Source organism: Plantibacter sp. VKM Ac-2880 (assembly GCF_015351235.1).
Classification (GTDB): Bacteria; Actinomycetota; Actinomycetes; order Actinomycetales; family Microbacteriaceae; genus Plantibacter.
This window is the reverse complement of the sequence record NZ_JADKSJ010000001.1, coordinates 2098877-2114504: the sequence shown is the minus strand read 5'-3', so window position 1 is coordinate 2114504 and position 15628 is coordinate 2098877. Positions and strand designations below refer to the sequence as shown.

The following is a 15628-nucleotide window of genomic DNA, read 5'->3' as shown; positions in this document are numbered from 1 at the left end:
CGGCGGCCACTCAGCCGCCGTCACCCGAGGAGTCGAGTCGGTGCGATCCAGACCGTCGACTCGCCGGGAACCGCGCCGGCTCGGAGCGAACCGAGGACCACCGCTTCGGACTGCGCGTCGAGCGGATACGGGTCCGTGCCGAAGTTCGCCACCACCTGCCAACGGTTCGGTCGGGTGAACCGCAGGACGTCCTCCCGGCCGGTCTCGATCCAGTCGAGCTGTTCCCCGGTCTGCAGCAGCCGTCGCAGCCGGAGCGCCTCACGGTACAGCGAGAGCGTCGAAGCGGGATCCTGCGCTTCGACCTCGACGGCGTGCTGCGCGAACCACCGCGGTTGCGGCAGGTGCGCGACGGCGTCACCGAAACCGAACGAGGCACCGTCCGCCGTCCACGGCAACGGGACCCGGCAGCCGTCCCGCCCGAGGCCGTCGTACGCTCCCCCGCGGAAGAACGCCGGATCCTGGCGTTCCCCGTCGGTGATCTCGGCGACCTCGTGCAGGCCCAGTTCCTCGCCCTGGTACAGGTAGGTGCTGCCCGGGAGCCCGAGGATGAGGAGGGTGGCGGCCATGGCACGGCGCGCTCCGCGGTCCAGATCGACCCCGTCGGCAGGACCACCGGCAGCCACCCACTCCGTGCCCTGCTTCACCGGGCGCCCGGCCACGGGCGGGAGTCCGTACCGTGTCGCGTGCCGGGTGACGTCGTGGTTCGACAGCACCCACGTGGTGGATGATCCGGACGCCTGTGCCTGCGCGAGGTTGTCCGCGATGACGGTCCGGAACTCGGTCGCGTCGAAGTCGGCCTCGAGGAGGTCGAAGTTGAACGCCTGCCCGAGCCCCGATGCCGACGCGTAGCTCGCGCGGCGCTCCGGAGTACTCACCCACGCCTCGGCGACGGCGGTGCGCGGCGGATCGTACTCGTTGAACACCCGTCGCCATTCGGCGTACACCTCGTGCACGTCGTCGCGGTCGAGCAACGGGTGGTCGCCGTCCTGCGGGATCAGTTCCAGTTCCGCGCGACTCGGCAACGGCTCCGAGAAGTCCTTGGTGAGCATGTGCGCCACGTCGATCCGGAAGCCGTCGACGCCGCGATCGGACCAGAACCGGAGGGTCCGGAGGAAGTCCTCGCGGACCTCCGGGTGATCCCAATTCAGATCCGGCTGCTCGGTCGCGAAATGGTGGAAGTACCACTGGCCGTCTGCGACCCGCTCCCAGGAGGAACCGCCGAAGACGGACTCCCAGTCGGTTGGCGGCTCCTCACCCGACTCGCCGGTGCCCTCCCGGAAGAGGTACCGAGCTCGCGCCGCCGAACCGCGACCGGCCGCCAGGGCCTCCTGGAACCAGGCGTGACGGTCGGAGGTGTGGTTCGGCACGATGTCGACGATGACGCGGATGCCCCGCTCGTGCAGGGCTGCGACGAGCTCGTCGAAGTCCTCCAGGGTGCCGAGCCGCGGGTCGACGTCCCGGTAGTCCGCGACGTCGTACCCGCCGTCCGCCAACGCCGAAGGGTAGAACGGACTGAGCCAGATCGCGTCGATACTGAGCGAGGCCAGGTAGTCGACCCGCGACCGGATGCCCGGCAGATCCCCGAGTCCGTCGCCGTTCGCGTCTGCGAAGCTGCGCGGATAGATCTGGTAGACGGCGGCCTGGCGCCACCAGGTGGCGGCGGCCGTCTGCTGAGCGTCGACGAGTGATGCATCGGTCATGGCGTGCGGTCCTTCGGTCTCTCGAGTCGTGATGGCATTGCGGTGTCGGTTCAGCGTCGAGATCCCGACGTCATCCCTTGACCGCCCCCTGGGTCACCCCGGACATGACCCAGCGCTGCGCGAACAGGTAGGCGATGATGGCCGGCGCCATGGCCATGAGGTAGGAGGCGAAGGCGACGTTGTAGTTGCTGCTGAACTGCGTCTGGAAGAGGTTCTGCCGCACCGGGAGGGTCTGCAGGCTCGCATCCGAGATGATCAGCGACGGCATCATGAAGTCGTTCCAGGCGTACAGGAACGCGAAGATGCCGACCGTCGCACTCATCGGTGCCAGGAGCGGGAAGATGAGCCGCCAGAACGTCTGCCAGGTGCTCGCGCCGTCGATCCGGGCGCTCTCCTCGAGCTCGATCGGGATCGACCGGAGGAACGCCGTGAACAACAGCACGCTGAAACTCAGCTGGAACATCGTCGCGAGGATGATCACCCCGAACGGGTTGTCGAGTCCGACGCGGCCGGTGAGCTGGATCTGCGGGAGCGCCACCACCGGGAACGGGATGAACATCGCCGCGAGCAGGTAGAAGAACGAGAAGCGGAACAGTCGGCGGTCCCAGTTGCGCACGATCGCGTACGCCGCGAAGGACGCCAGGATGATCGTCGCCACCACGGTCCCCGCGGTCACGAGGAGCGACATCGCGAAGCCCACGGGGAACTTCGTGAGCGTCCACGCTTGGACGAACCCGTCGATGCTGAACGGTGCGGGCAGGGAGAAGGCGTTCCCGTCGACCGATTGCGTGTCGGTCTTGAACGCCATCGAGATGGTCACGTACAGCGGCAGGAGCACCGTCACGGCGCAGAGCAGCAGGATGACCGTCGTCGACCAACTGACGCGCTCCCCCTTCGTGCGTTGCTTCGTGCTGGCGTTCGCCGTCGTGATGGATCGGGTGCTGAGTGCGGTCGGGGTGGCCATCAGAGTGCGTTCCTTCCGCGCGTCGCCGACAGTTGCACGAGGGCGATGATGATCGTGATGATGAAGAAGAGGGTCGCCGTGGCCATCTGGTAGGCGTAGTCACCGGTCTGGAACCCACGGATGATGGTCATCGAGATGCTCCGCGTGGAGGTACCGGGACCACCGTTCGTCAGGCCGACGATGATGTCGTAGGCGTTCAGGTAGTTCTTGAAGCCGAGGATCACGTTGATGACGACGTACCCCATCACGAGCGGCAGCGTGATCCGCAGCAGCTGCTGACGCTTGTTCGCGCCGTCCAGAGACGCCGCCTCGTACACGTCACCGGGCACCGCGAGCAGGCCGGCGATGTAGATGAGCAGCGTGCCGGGGATCGACTGCCATGCCGTGACGATGACGATGCCGAGCCAGGCGAGGTCCGGGTTGGAGAGGATGCTCGTCTCGAGGAAGGGGATCCCCAGCGCGGAACCGGCGGACGGCACCGAGTTCATGAACAGGAACTGGAACACGTACGCGATGATGATGCCCGAGATCACCATCGGGATGACGAAGACCCCGCGGAGTCCCATCTTGAACTTGATCTTCGAGGTCAGTCCCACGGCGAGCAGGAACGCGATGACGTTCACCACGATCACCGTCACGAGCGAGAACCCGAAGGTGAAGAGGAAGCTGGTGAGGATCGCGGGGTCGCTGAACGCTGCGATGTAGTTCGTGAACCCGATGAACTCGTAGTCGCCGATGCCGATGGAGTCGGTGAAGCTGAAGACGATGCCGACGACACCGGGGACGGTGATCGCGAGCGTGAACAGGACGACGGCCGGGAAGAGGAACAGGTAGTAGATCGGTTCGACGCGCTTGCGGCTGCGGCGGACCTTCGGGTCTCCCCCGGTCACGATGGCGGTGGTGGCGCTCATTCGGATCCCTCCTTGGCCGACACGGGCGGCTGTCTGAACGCGAGCCTGGCCCAGTCAGCGTCCATGGTGCGGAGCATCGACGCCGCGTTGGTGCCGAGGACCAGCGATTGCGCGTAGTTCTCGGTCGGGATGGCACGCGGGTTGAGCACGCCGGGGCCCTGGTAGAACGCACCGGCGTCGTAGTACGGGATCATCCCGGCCACCCGCGGGTCGTCGGGAGCCGTGCCGTCGTCCGTCGGGACGAAGCCGAGCTGCGACTCGTTGTACGCCTGGATGACCTCCGGCTGGTACAGGTACTCGAGGAAGTCTCGGGCACCCTTCGGGTTCTTCGCCTCCTCGGGGATGATCGTCACGAGGTCGAGGTTCACGCGGACCTTCAGGTCCTTCGGGTCCTCCGTCATCGGCAGGGGGAAGGTGCCGAGGTCCAGGTCGGGCGCGGTGAGTTCGATCTGGCTGAACGCCCACGGTCCCTGGAGGTACATGGCGCCCTGGCCTTCGGCGAACGCGACGTTGCCGGCGTCGTAGGTGCGACTCGGCGCATCAGGCTGCGTGTACTCCTTCGCCAGCAACTGCATCTTCTCGACGGGCTCGAGGAAGTCCTTCTCGAAGGAGACCGGGGCGTCCGGCCCGACCTCGGTGCCCTCTTCGGCGAGCTGGTCGTAGAACTCGGGGATGTCGACGGCCCCGCCGACCGCGTAGTCGAACCAGCCCTGGTTGGCGGTCCAGGCGTCGGCGAACGTCGCGTAGAACGGTGCCACCCCGGCGGCCTTGAGGGCGTCGGAGACGGCGATGAGTTCGCTCCACGTCGTCGGCACCTCGAGGCCGTTCTCGGCGAAGATCGTCTTGTTGTAGATGACGGAGGCGGCCATCACCGAGTAGGGCAGCGCACTCGTGCGCCCCTCGCAGACGCCGTACTGGTCGAGCAACGGCTGGAGGTCGTCCCGGATGGTGGCCGCGGCCGCCGTGTCGGAGAGGTCGGACAGCGCACACCGCTCCACGAAGCGGGAGACCTCGTGGTTGTAGTTCGAGAGCATGAGGTCCGGCGGGTTGCCTCGCACGAAGCTCGCAGCGAGCGGGTCGGGCCCCGAGGTGTCCATCACGACCTCGTACTGCTGCTGCGAGGCGTTGTAGTCGGCGACGGCTTCGTTCATGAAGGTGAACGCCTCGCGCTTGCTGAAGGTGAAGTGGACGGTCTCCCGGCCGTCGCTCGAGCAGGCGACGAGCGTGGTCGCGACCAGGAGGCCGCTCGCCACCCCCGCCGTGACGCGTAACGCGCGTTTCAGTTGGTTCGACATCATTGTCCTTCCACGCGGTCCGATCGGACCACTGACTAAATACAGAGAGCAAATCAACTCATGTCGGACACTCTGCCATCCGCACGCGGCAGGGTCAAGCATCGGTTGGATCACGCCGATCCGAGCCGCGCGGGCGTGATCGTTCACGGTCGAGCGCGCCGGCCGGAGCGGTGCCGTCCGGCTGCGCCCCGGACCGATATCGTTGACGCTCATGGACACGACGACGAGCCTCACCGGACCTCCGGTGCAACGAGCCACGAACCTCGCCGCCGTCCTGGCCCACGCCTGGGCCGAGTCGGCGTTCACCGCCGCCGACGTCATGGCGGCGACCGGCCTGTCCCGATCCACGGCGATCGCCCTCTGCGACGACCTGATCGACCTCGGCTGGTTCACCGAACTCGACGACGCACGGCAGGCGGGCGTCGCGTATCGCAAGGGGCGCCCCGCGCGACGATACGAACTGCACGATGCGGCCGGGGTCGTCGTGGGCGTCGACGCGGGCGCCCACTCCATCACGACGATCGCCGCGGATCTGCGTGGACGGGAACTGGCGCGCTCGCATCGGGCGATCGACCCGGCCACCGACGCGGAGGAACGCGTCTCCGTGGTCGACGCGGCGATCACCGAGGTCCTGCAGTCCGACGGCGTCGGCCGGCCGCTCTGCATCACGCTCGGCGTGCCCGCTCCGATCGATGCGCTCGGTCGCTCACCCGAGGGCAACGTCTTCTGGGAGCGCATGAACCCACGGCTCGGCGAACGCCTCCGCGACCACGGCTGCGTGGTGCTCACGGACAACGACGCCAACCTCGCCGCGGTGGCGGAGGGCGCGCTCGGTGCGGGTGCGGGCCTCGACTCCTACATCACCGTGATGACGGGCGAACGGCTCGGCGCCGGCTACGTCCTCGACGGGCGTCTCGTGCGCGGCCGAGGGCGCGCGGGCGAACTGCATCTCCTCGACCTCGTCGACGGTGTCGGTTCCGCGCGGGGCTTCGCCGCGGTCCTCCGCGACTGGGGTCGTGCCCATCGCGAGAGCGGCGGCCTGCCCGAGAGCAGCCCGCTGAGCCGACTCCCGGTCGAGCGGGTCGACGCGTCGTCGGTCCTGGCGGCTGCCGATGATGGCGACGAAGCGGCGCTCGACCTGGTCCGGCGGTTGGCCGACCGCGTCGCACGGATGAGTGCCGTCCTGGGCGGACTCCTGGATGTGGAACGGATCGTGTTCGCCGGCGCCATCGCCCCCTCGATGTCCTTGCTGCTCGGGATCGCTTCGGAGCGCCTCCCCGGGTACATGAGCGCCGAGCCGCCGCTGCTCGTGGCGTCGGCACTCGGTGCGGACATCGTGGCGCAGGGGGCGGTCGCCACCGCCGTCGACCACGTCCGGCGCAACGCGCTGCGCATCGACCTTGCGCGCTAAGTTCCGCGCTCAGTCGCCCGGGTTCCCCCGGGTGAGCTCGGGAACGAGCTCGCTCAAGCCGTCGATCACCGGGTGGCGTCCGTGGGCGGGCGGGTCCTGGTGTCCGTTGCGGAAGCGGACGAAGCGGACCCCGAGGAGCTCGGCGATCTCCTCGTCGTGATTCGTGTCCCCCACCATGACGACGCGCGACGGGTGATGCCCAGAGGCCGCCAGCCAGGAGCCGACGACCTGCTCTTTGGACGCATGGTAGACGTCGGTGATGCCGTGGACACCGGAGAAGTGACGCGTCAGGGCATGTGGTGCCAGTTGACGTTCGAGCACAGCCTCAGGGGTCGCCGAGATGAGGACCTGTTCGACACCGAGCGCGTCCACCGCCTCGAGCGTTTGCAGCGCGTCCGGGTGGAGGGACGCGGTGTCGACACCGATGGCGAACCGGGCCAGATACTCGTCGGCCGCCGCGACGAAGTCAGCTCCACTGATGCCGACCCGCTCGTAGAAGTCGCGGATCGGGAACCCGAACACCCGCCGGTACGCGGCCTCGTCGACGAACCCAGGTAAGCCCCGACCGGCGAGGACCAGGTCCATCGCGGCGCGCGCGACCCCGACGTCGTCGAGCAGGGTGCCGTTCCAGTCCCAGCACACGGCATCGATCGTGGAGGTGCTCGTGTCGGTCATGATCCCTGATTGTCGCAGCACCGGCCGACCGTCCGGCCGGGGCGGTGTGACTCCCCGGCCGAACGGCCATCCGGTGCCCCGATCAGCGCGCCTCAGCCGCTCGGCGGCGACGGACGACCAACCAGGCGCCGACCGCGAGGAGCAGGCCTGCCAGACCCAGGAACCCGACGACCGAGACACCGGTGGTCGAGAGCGAGCCCGGCCCGGTCCCGCCCGCGGCCGGCGTTCCGGCGGTCGGACTCCCGTCGGCAGCCAGGACGGTCAGCGCCGCCTCCGCCGTGATCCCGGAGTCCGCGCCCAGTGCCTGCAGCGTGTGGGCACCGGGGTCCACCGATGCGGGAACCCGCAACGTGGTCGTGAACGCACCCGAAGCGTCCGCGACGACCGTCCCGAGCGCCGTCGGGGTGGAGAAGAGGGTGAGCCGCACCTGCTCCCCCGCGGTGAAGCCGGAGCCGGACACCGAGAACGTCGCGCCGACCCGCACCGACGCCGCATCGATCGTCAGCGTCCCCTCGGTGCCGGGGACCGCGATCCGCTGCGGACCCACGCTCTCGAGGGTCGGGACGACCGGATTCATCAGGCCGGTCTCCGGGTCGAACGTCAGCCGGTCGATCGTCGTCTCGCGGTGCTGGCCGTCACCGCCCGGGATGGCGAACCGGTGGTAGACGATGTACCAGTCGTCGGTGCCCGGCACGTTCAGGATCGAGCTGTGCCCGGTGGCGAGGATGCCGAGTTCCGGTCGCTTCTGCAGGATCACTCCGTGGGCGGTCCACGGCCCGTCGACGCTCGTCGCCGTCGCGTAGCCGACCCGGTAGTTCTCCGAACCGGTGTCGTCGATCGAGTAGGTCAGGTGGTACAGGCCGTCCCGGTAGTTGACGAAGGCGCCTTCACGGAAGTCGGTCAAACCGTCGATCCGCTTGAGCGTGTCCGCCTTGATCGAGAGCATGTCGTCCGACAGCTCCGCGTACACGGGCGAACCGTTGCCCCAGAACAGGTAGCTCTTCCCTGTCACCGGGTCGGTGAAGGTGGCCGGGTCGATCGCCTGTCCCGAGGTCACCGCCTCGTCGTTCAGGATCATCGCATCCGCCTGCGCCGTGAACGGGCCGGAGGGGCTGTCCGCGACGGCGACACCGATGGTCTTCCGATCGACGGTGGGGTTGTGGCCGCTGAAGTAGAAGAAGAACTTGCCGTTCTTCTCACCGATCGTCGGCGCCCAGGCGTTGCCCGTGGCCCACGGCACGTTCCCGTTCGCGCCGTCGAGGGTCAGGATCGGCTCCGCCGAGCGTTCCCAGTCGACGAGGTCCTTGGACGACCAGACGAAGAACTCCTTGCCACCCCAACCAGCGAAACCGTCGGTCGTGGCGTAGATGTAGTACGTGTCGCCCCAGGTGAAGATGTTCGGATCGGCGTAGAGGCCCGGGATGACCGGGCTCTTCATCTCGACCGCGCGCATCGTCCAGGTGACCGGGTCGCCGGAGGTCGGCGTGAGCGTCACGGTGGCCGGGCTGCTCAGGTCGATGGCGGTCCCCGAGGCGGGGCTCGCCGTGACCCCGGCCACGGTCGTGAAGGTCGGGCTGAGCGCCGTGCGGTCCGTTCCAGGCTGGACCGGGAAGACGACCTCGTGGCGGTCGTCGTCGACGATCGGCGCGGCCTTCAGCACGTCCTCCTCGAGACCGATGTCGGTGAGTGCGGCGGTGTTCCCGGATGCGGCGAGCACCTCCTCCGCCGAGAGCGCCCGGTTGTAGATCGCGAACTCGCGGAATGCACCCTTCAGCCGGTTGTCGCCGTCGTAGTTGGAACGACCGAGGTAGTTGGCGCTCGTCCATCCGGCGCCGATGTCACCCGGATCGGACGTGACGGTCCCGGTCCCGACGGCGATCCCGTCGAGGTAGATCGTCGCCGTCGTGCCCTGCAGCGTGTAGGTCAGCGTGACCCAGCGTCCGCGCGTGAGGTCCTTGCCCTGCGACACGGTCTGCTCGGTGCTCCAGTTGCCGGTCGCGAGACTCGTCCGGTACGCGTTCCCGGTGCTGAACAGGTAGCCGTTCCCGGAGCCGTCGGTGGTGTTCCCGAGCCCGTAGATGAAGTACGGGTTGGCCTGCGTCGGGTCGATCCAGACCTGGGCCTCCACGGTGACGTCGGTCACGCCGGCGAGCAGGTTGTCGGGCAGCTTGACGTAGTCGTCGCCGCCGTCGAGCTGCAGTGCGCCGTCGGCGAAGGACGCGCCACCTTCGACCGTGGCGTCGAGCCCGTTGCCGGACACGTCGTTCAGGGTCGATCCCGCGGATCCGGCGAAGTCGTAGCGGACGATCTCGCCGTCCTCGTTCGCGGGCACCGGTTCGGCGACGCCGCCGAGGCTGTCCTGGAGCTGCTGCAGTTCGGCCGCCGTCACGGGGAGCACCGTGCCGTGCCGCGGGCTGGCGGGGAGGTCGTAGTCCTTCGCGACCTGCCAGTCCGGGTTCGCGATGTCCTCGGTCTCGAGCGGGATGTAGCCGCGTCCGCCGTACTCGTCGACGAAGAGGTAGAACTTGTCGCCGTTGACGTCGCCGGGGTTGGCGGCGAACGCCGTCGGCCCCTCGACCGCGCTCGTGCCGGCGTCGCGACCGATGCAGCTGTCGAGCACCGTCCAGGACTCGAGCGTGGCCCGCAGGTCCGTCGAGGACTCCTGGATGATGTCGGCGCACCCGGTGCCACCGGCACCCTCGTCCTTGGTGAAGCGGTAGTAGGTGTCGCTCGACTTGATGACCGTGGAGTCGATCCGCGAGACGCCCTGGTCCTGCCAGACCTGCGGCTCGCTGAAGGTCGTGAAGTCACGGGTGGTCGCGTACATCATGCGGTGGTAGCTGTTCCCGCTGTGGTCCGGGTCGTCGGCCCCGTAGAGCGACGAGGCCCAGAACACGACGTAGGCACCGATGGTGTCGTCGTAGTAGGCCTCGGGTGCCCAGGTGTTGCCAGCGTTGTCGGGCGCGACCTCGATGTGCCGTTGGTCGGACCAGGTCACGAGGTCGTGGGACTCCCACACCTCGAGGTAGTGGCTGCCCTGGCGGACGGAGTCACCCCAGGACGTGCCACTGCCGATCGAGAGGTCGGTCGCGATGAGGTAGAAGGTGTCGCCCTCGGGAGAGCGGATGAGGAACGGGTCGCGCAGCCCCTTCGTCCCCTCGTCGGAGGTGAGGACCGGGCGTCCGGCGTTGAGTTCGTTCCAGTCGAGCGCGTTGTTGCCGTCACTCGCGGCGAAGTAGATGTTCTCGCCGGCGAGGGAGTTGCCGGTGAAGTAGGCGAAGGCGTAGCCCTCGTAGTCGGGCGTCGCGATCGCGGCGCGGACGGTCGCCGTGAACTCGCGCGTCGCGGTGGCCTCGCCCTGCCGCAGTGTGGCGGTCAGGGTGACGGCGGTGTCGGTGGCGGGCCGCGAGACGACCCCGTCCGTGGCGATCACGGCGGGATCGGAGGACATCCACTCGATGGTTGTGCCCTCCGGAGCGCCGGGCAGCGTCAGGTTGCCGCGGACGTCGTCGACGTTGGCGATCGAGAGGGAGGCGGCAGCGGCGTCCAACGCCTCCTGCGCTGTGGGGGCGGCTCGGAGACCCGTCTGGGAGGTGGCCGTCTGGGCGCTCCCCGGTGCTGCGGCGGCAGCGCCGGAGACGCCGACGAGCGGCAGGATCAGGGCCGCGACGGAGGCCGCGACGACCGTTTTGAGGCGCAGTTGAGGCATGGGGGTGGGTTCTCCTGGTTCGGCTTCGTTGTCGAGCGGGGATGGAACGGTGGTGCTGCGGTCGCGGGGGCGACCGGGGTGTCAGGTCTTGCGTTTGCGCGAGACCACGAGTCGCTGGAGGAGGACGAAGACCAGCAGGATGCCTCCGGTGATGATCGTCGTCGCTTCCGGCGGGATGCTGCCGTCACGCGTGATGAGGACGTTCATGAGCCCGAGGACGAGCGCGCCGACGACGGACCCGAGGACGAACCCCGCGCCACCGGTGAGCAGCGTGCCACCGATGATGACCGCGGCGATCGCGTCGAGCTCCCACCCGACACCGGTGATGTTCTGGGCGATGCCGAGCTTCGAGGTGTAGACGACGGCGGCGAGGCCGGCCAGGGTGCCACTGATGATGTAGACCATGAGCTTCGTCCGGACGACGGGCAGACCCATGAGGAGGGCTGACTGCTCCGAGCCGCCGATCGCGTACACGGTGCGTCCCATCCGGGTCTTGTGCAGGACGACGAAGGCCGCTGCGACGACGATGAGCGCGATCACGACGTTCGGGGTGGTGATGAGGTCGTTGATCTTCGGGCCGTCGATCACCTTCCACTCGGTCGAGAGCGAGCGGATCGGCGAGTCGTCGGCGAGGCGCTCGGGGGTCGTGCTGAGCATCGACGCGAGCCCTCGTCCGAGGAACATCATCGCCAGGGTGGCGATGAAGGGTTGCACGTTGAAGTACTGCACGAGCACCCCCGAGAAGACCCCGAAGGCCGAGCCGATGAGGACCATGATCACCATCACGGCGATCGGGTTCCAGCCCGAGTTCGCGAGCATCACCCCGACGAGACTGCTGATCGCGATGATCGCGCCGACGGAGAGGTCCACGCCCCCGGTGAGGATCACGAAGGTGAGCCCGACGGCGAGGACGATGAGGTACGCGTTGTTGATCAGCAGGTTCGAGATGGTGCTCGCCTGGACGATCCGCCCGTAGGCGACCTCGCCGTACACGACCATGCCGATGAAGATGACGACGGCCGCCAACGTCGGCAGGGTCTCGAGGTTCGGCGTCAGACGCGCCAGCAGCGTCCGCCGCGGGGGCGCCGACGCGTCGAGCGTCGGTCGTTCGCTGAGGGTGCTCATGCGGACACCGTTTCCTTTCGCGTGGGGACGGACGCAGTCGGCGTCGTCCGGGAGTTCCGACGCGCGAACAGGGCTCGCACACGCTGGGACTGGAGGAGGCAGATGATCACGATGACGACCGCCTTGAAGGCCGGCGTCGCCGACGAGGGGATGGAGAGGAACACGATCGTCTTGTCGAGCGTGGCGATGAGGAGTGCCCCGATGACGCTGCCGGTGAGGGAGAACTTGCCGCCGGCGAGCGAGGTGCCGCCGATGACGACGGCGAGGATCGCATCCATCTCCGCGTTCAGACCGGTCTTCGCGACCTCGACGGTCATGACGCTCGCCGTGCTGAAGATGCCGGCGACACCCGCCAGGACCGCGCTCACGATGTAGACCGCGATGAGGATGCCGATCGGCCGGATGCCCGCCATGCGAGCGGCCCGCGGGTTGATGCCGATGGACTCGATCATGAGCCCGAGCGCGGTGCGCCGCACGAGCACGGCGACGATCGCGACGATGACCCCGGCGATGATGAAGACCACCGGGAACCCGAACACCGTGCCGTTCGCGAGCCACCGGAAGGGCTCGTTCGTCGCCGAGGTGTTCTGTCCGGAGGTGATGACCTTCGCGAGGCCTCGGCCGGCGAGCATCGTGATCAGGGTGGTGATGAACGGCTGCAGGCCGACGATCGAGACGAGGACGCCGTTCACCGTGCCGAGGAAGGCGCTGATGGCGAGCGCGAGCAGGGCCGCGACGATCGCCGTCCCGGCATCACCACCGCTCTGGTTGCTCATGAACTCCATCGACACGGCGCCCGAGACGGCCATCACGGATCCGACCGAGAGGTCGATGCCGCGGGTGGCGATGACGAGGGTCATGCCGACCGCGATCATCATGATCGGGGCGCTCGCGCGGAGGATGTCGATCGGGTTGCCCGACAGGTTGCCGGTCGTGCCGTTGACGGACACACCGAGGTAGCCGGGGTCCTTCACGAGGTTGATGACGAGGAGCAGCAGCAGCGTCACGATCGCCCAGATGTAGGGCTGGTGGACGATGGTGCTGACGATGCCGCGGGCGGAGGACCCGGAACGCGCCGGACCCTGACTGGTGGCGCTCACGTGGCGCTCCCTTCGGTGGCGATCAGGTCGACGATGGTGTCTGCGGTGACCTCGGGTCCGTTGACGATCTCGCCGATCTTACGATGATCCTTCAGCACGACGATCCGCTCGCTCAAGCGCACGACCTCCTCGAGCTCGGAGGAGATGAAGACGACCGACATGCCGTCCTCGGCGAGGGCGGCGATGGCCTCCTGGATCTCGGCCTTCGCACCGACGTCGATGCCGCGGGTGGGTTCGTCGAGCACGATGAGCTGCGGCTTCGTCGCGAGCCACCGGCCGAGGAGCACCTTCTGCTGGTTGCCGCCGGACAGGTTCTTGATGGGACGCTCCGGGTCGGACGGGCGCACGTTGAGTTCGAGCAGGTACTTGTCGCACAGCTCGTTCTGCTCCCGGCGGGAGAGCGGGCGGGCCCACCCTCGGCGGGCCTGCACCGCGAGGATGAGGTTCTCGCGCACCGTGAGGTCGCCGATGATGCCCTCGTCGCGGCGGTTCTCCGTCGAGAAGGCGATCTTCTTGGACAGTCCGGCCATGGGGGTGTGCACCTCGGCCGGGGATCCGTCGATCGTGACGGAACCGGAGTCCGGTCGGTCGGCCCCGTAGATGAGGCGACCGAGTTCGGTGCGTCCGGAGCCGAGGAGTCCTGCGAGGCCGACGACCTCGCCGGCGTGCACCTCGATGTCGACGGGGTCGATCGAGCCCTTCCGGCCGAGCTCGGTGGCACGGTAGAACGCTGGAGCGTCCGCAGCGCCTGTGCGTCCGCGGTTGGAGCCGAGGGCGGCGAGCGTGCCGTAGTCCTTGCCGATCATCTTCGAGATGAGTTCGGTCCGGTTCAGTTCGGACGTCAGGTACTCGCCGACGAACTCGCCGTTGCGGAGCACCGTGAGCCGGTCGCTGATCGCGTAGACCTGGTCGAGGAAGTGGGAGACGAAGAGGATCGCGACGCCCTGGTCGCGCAGGCGGCGCATGACCTGGAAGAGGCCTTCGACCTCGTTGGCGTCGAGGCTGGAGGTCGGTTCGTCGAGGATGAGCACCTTCGACTTGGTGACCATGGCCCGGCTGATCGCGACGAGCTGTTGCAGCGCGAGCGAGATGCTCGAGAGCGGCTGCTTGGGGTCGATGTGGCCGAGACCGAGGCCGACGAGCGCTTCGTGGGCCGCCTCGTGGGTCTTGCGCCAGTTGATGCCGAACGGTCCGCGGACCTCGTGGCCGAGCATCACGTTCTCACCGACGGTGAGGTTGTCGCAGAGGTTCACCTCTTGGTAGACGGTGGAGATGCCGGCGCTCTGGGCGTCGGCCGTTCCGGAGAAGGAGCGTGGTCCACCCGCGACCAGGATCGAACCGGAGTCGATCTTGTACACCCCGGTGAGGGCCTTGATGAGCGTCGACTTACCGGCGCCGTTCTCGCCCATGAGGGTGTGGACCTCACCCGGGAAGAGGCGGAAGTCCACGTCTTGCAGGGCTTTGACGCCCGGGAACTCGATGGAGATGTGCTGCATCTCGACGATCGGCTCGGTGATTGCCATGTCTGCCTGGTCGTTCTGCCGGGTCGTCCGGCGTCGTCGCTGGGGAGCGTGAGCCCCGAGAGGTGTGGGCCGGTCGCCCGGCAGCGAAGGGGGTGCGCTGCCGGACGACCGGGGTTCATCAGTACGCGCGGGTGGGAAGCGCTTCCTTGGCCGCGTCGGGCGAGTCGAACGTCACGCTCGGCACGACGATCTCGGACTCGACCGAGTCGCCGGCGAGTGCCTTCTTGACGACGTCGATGGCGGTGTCACCGAACAACGGGTTGTACTCCGCGACGAAGCTCAGGCGACCGGCCTCGAGCGCTTCGAGGGCCGCCTTCGTGCCGTCGATCGTGATGATCTTGACGTCGGTGCCGGGCTTCAGGCCGGCCTCCTCCACGGCGAGGGCTGCGCCGAGGCCCATCTCGTCGTTCTGTGCGAACACGAGCTGGACGTCGTTGTTGTTCGCCTTGAGGATCGTCTCGAAAACGCTCTTCGCCTCTTCGGTGGACCAGTTGGCCGACTGCGACTCGAGCTTCGTGAAGTTCGGGTCGATGGTCTCGTCCCAGCCCTTGTTCCGGTCGTTGACGACGGAGAGGCCGGGAGGACCCTCGAGCACGACGTACTTGGCGCCGTCGGGGAACTGACCGTTCGCCCACTCGGCGGCGGAGCCCGAGATGCCGACGTTGTCCGGGGCGATCCGACTCGTGTAGAGCTCGGTGTCGTTCGGCTCGATGCCACGGTCGAGGAGGACCACGGGGATCTCGGCCTCCTTCGCGCGCTTCAGGACGCTCTCCCAGCCGGTCGCCTCGGTGGCGGACAGCAGGATGGCGTCGACGCCCTCGTCGATGAACGAGGTGAAGGCGGTGATCTGCGAGTTCTGGTCGCCGTTCGTCGCCGGTGCGTACTTGAGGTCGAAACCGTTCTCCTTCGAGAACGAGTCCTGGATGTTCTTCTCGTTCGCGGTACGCCATCCGCCCTCGGGCCCGACGGCCACGAAACCGATGGTGGTGAGTTCGCCGTCTCCACCGGCGTCGCCGCCGGCGCTTCCGGAACCACCGGAGCAGGCGGTCGCGCTGATCGCGATGGCACCGACGAGAGCGAGGCCCGCGATGGCGCGGACACGTGCTGTTCTGAACATTGATCTCCTCCTTGAGACCCGCGGTCCCGACATCGGGACGCGGTGTGAATGCGATGTGTGCTGCTGGTGCAACGCCGGTGTGCACTGATTGTTAGCGA

11 protein-coding genes are annotated in these 15628 nt (G+C 67.9%); 1 reads left to right on the top strand and 10 read right to left on the bottom strand.

All coding sequences use genetic code 11. The features are described 5' to 3' along the window. Window positions 1-20: 20 nt before the first annotated feature. The 4 genes from ITJ57_RS10210 to ITJ57_RS10195 form a co-directional block, all read right to left on the bottom strand. Window positions 21-1700: a glycoside hydrolase family 13 protein gene (locus ITJ57_RS10210; protein ID WP_194669912.1), complete on the bottom strand. Its 1680-nt coding sequence runs from the start codon at window positions 1698-1700 to the stop codon at window positions 21-23. 70 nt (window positions 1701-1770) lie between these two features. Then, on the bottom strand, window positions 1771-2664 hold the full coding sequence (locus ITJ57_RS10205) for a carbohydrate ABC transporter permease (protein ID WP_056006121.1): 894 nt from the start codon (window positions 2662-2664) through the stop codon (window positions 1771-1773). Further along, the gene (locus ITJ57_RS10200) at window positions 2664-3575 is read right to left on the bottom strand and encodes a carbohydrate ABC transporter permease (protein ID WP_056006124.1); all 912 of its coding nucleotides are present in this window, start codon (window positions 3573-3575) and stop codon (window positions 2664-2666) included. The genes ITJ57_RS10205 and ITJ57_RS10200 overlap by 1 nt, the downstream gene beginning before the upstream one ends. Beyond that, the gene (locus ITJ57_RS10195) at window positions 3572-4870 is read right to left on the bottom strand and encodes an ABC transporter substrate-binding protein (RefSeq protein ID WP_194669911.1); all 1299 of its coding nucleotides are present in this window, start codon (window positions 4868-4870) and stop codon (window positions 3572-3574) included. Before ITJ57_RS10195 ends, ITJ57_RS10200 begins: the two co-directional genes overlap by 4 nt. 211 nt (window positions 4871-5081) lie before the next feature. Between ITJ57_RS10195 and ITJ57_RS10190 the strand changes: the two genes are divergently transcribed. Further along, window positions 5082-6281 carry an ROK family protein gene (locus tag ITJ57_RS10190; protein ID WP_194669910.1) on the top strand — a complete coding sequence of 400 codons (1200 nt, stop codon included), beginning with the start codon at window positions 5082-5084 and terminating at the stop codon, window positions 6279-6281. 9 nt (window positions 6282-6290) lie between these two features. On the opposite strand, the gene ITJ57_RS10185 is transcribed toward ITJ57_RS10190, so the two are convergent. From ITJ57_RS10185 to ITJ57_RS10160, 6 genes are all read right to left on the bottom strand, one after another. Then, the gene (locus ITJ57_RS10185) at window positions 6291-6956 is read right to left on the bottom strand and encodes an HAD family hydrolase (protein WP_194669909.1); all 666 of its coding nucleotides are present in this window, start codon (window positions 6954-6956) and stop codon (window positions 6291-6293) included. Between the two features lie 82 nt (window positions 6957-7038). Then, window positions 7039-10665 carry a family 43 glycosylhydrolase gene (locus tag ITJ57_RS10180; RefSeq protein ID WP_194669908.1) on the bottom strand — a complete coding sequence of 1209 codons (3627 nt, stop codon included), beginning with the start codon at window positions 10663-10665 and terminating at the stop codon, window positions 7039-7041. Window positions 10666-10746: 81 nt separating this feature from the next. Beyond that, window positions 10747-11790, bottom strand: coding sequence for an ABC transporter permease (locus ITJ57_RS10175; protein ID WP_194669907.1), 1044 nt, complete (start codon window positions 11788-11790; stop codon window positions 10747-10749). Continuing rightward, window positions 11787-12890, bottom strand: coding sequence for an ABC transporter permease (locus ITJ57_RS10170; protein WP_370582314.1), 1104 nt, complete (start codon window positions 12888-12890; stop codon window positions 11787-11789). Before ITJ57_RS10170 ends, ITJ57_RS10175 begins: the two co-directional genes overlap by 4 nt. Beyond that, entirely contained in the window at window positions 12887-14413 is a 1527-nt protein-coding gene (locus tag ITJ57_RS10165; protein WP_194669906.1) for a sugar ABC transporter ATP-binding protein, read from the bottom strand. Before ITJ57_RS10165 ends, ITJ57_RS10170 begins: the two co-directional genes overlap by 4 nt. Before the next feature lie 118 nt (window positions 14414-14531). After that, window positions 14532-15530, bottom strand: a complete 999-nt coding sequence (locus ITJ57_RS10160; RefSeq protein WP_056777685.1) for an ABC transporter substrate-binding protein — start codon at window positions 15528-15530, stop codon at window positions 14532-14534. Window positions 15531-15628 lie beyond the last annotated feature (98 nt).

Bases quoted from the DNA above. Each gene is read 5' to 3' on its own strand.
- ITJ57_RS10210 (WP_194669912.1), bottom strand. From the start codon at position 1,700: ATGACCGATGCATCACTCGTCGACGCTCAGCAGACGGCCGCCGCCACC.
- ITJ57_RS10205 (WP_056006121.1), bottom strand. From the start codon at position 2,664: ATGGCCACCCCGACCGCACTCAGCACCCGATCCATCACGACGGCGAAC.
- ITJ57_RS10200 (WP_056006124.1), bottom strand. From the start codon at position 3,575: ATGAGCGCCACCACCGCCATCGTGACCGGGGGAGACCCGAAGGTCCGC.
- ITJ57_RS10195 (WP_194669911.1), bottom strand. From the start codon at position 4,870: ATGTCGAACCAACTGAAACGCGCGTTACGCGTCACGGCGGGGGTGGCG.
- ITJ57_RS10190 (WP_194669910.1), top strand. From the start codon at position 5,082: ATGGACACGACGACGAGCCTCACCGGACCTCCGGTGCAACGAGCCACG.
- ITJ57_RS10185 (WP_194669909.1), bottom strand. From the start codon at position 6,956: ATGACCGACACGAGCACCTCCACGATCGATGCCGTGTGCTGGGACTGG.
- ITJ57_RS10180 (WP_194669908.1), bottom strand. From the start codon at position 10,665: ATGCCTCAACTGCGCCTCAAAACGGTCGTCGCGGCCTCCGTCGCGGCC.
- ITJ57_RS10175 (WP_194669907.1), bottom strand. From the start codon at position 11,790: ATGAGCACCCTCAGCGAACGACCGACGCTCGACGCGTCGGCGCCCCCG.
- ITJ57_RS10165 (WP_194669906.1), bottom strand. From the start codon at position 14,413: ATGGCAATCACCGAGCCGATCGTCGAGATGCAGCACATCTCCATCGAG.
- ITJ57_RS10160 (WP_056777685.1), bottom strand. From the start codon at position 15,530: ATGTTCAGAACAGCACGTGTCCGCGCCATCGCGGGCCTCGCTCTCGTC.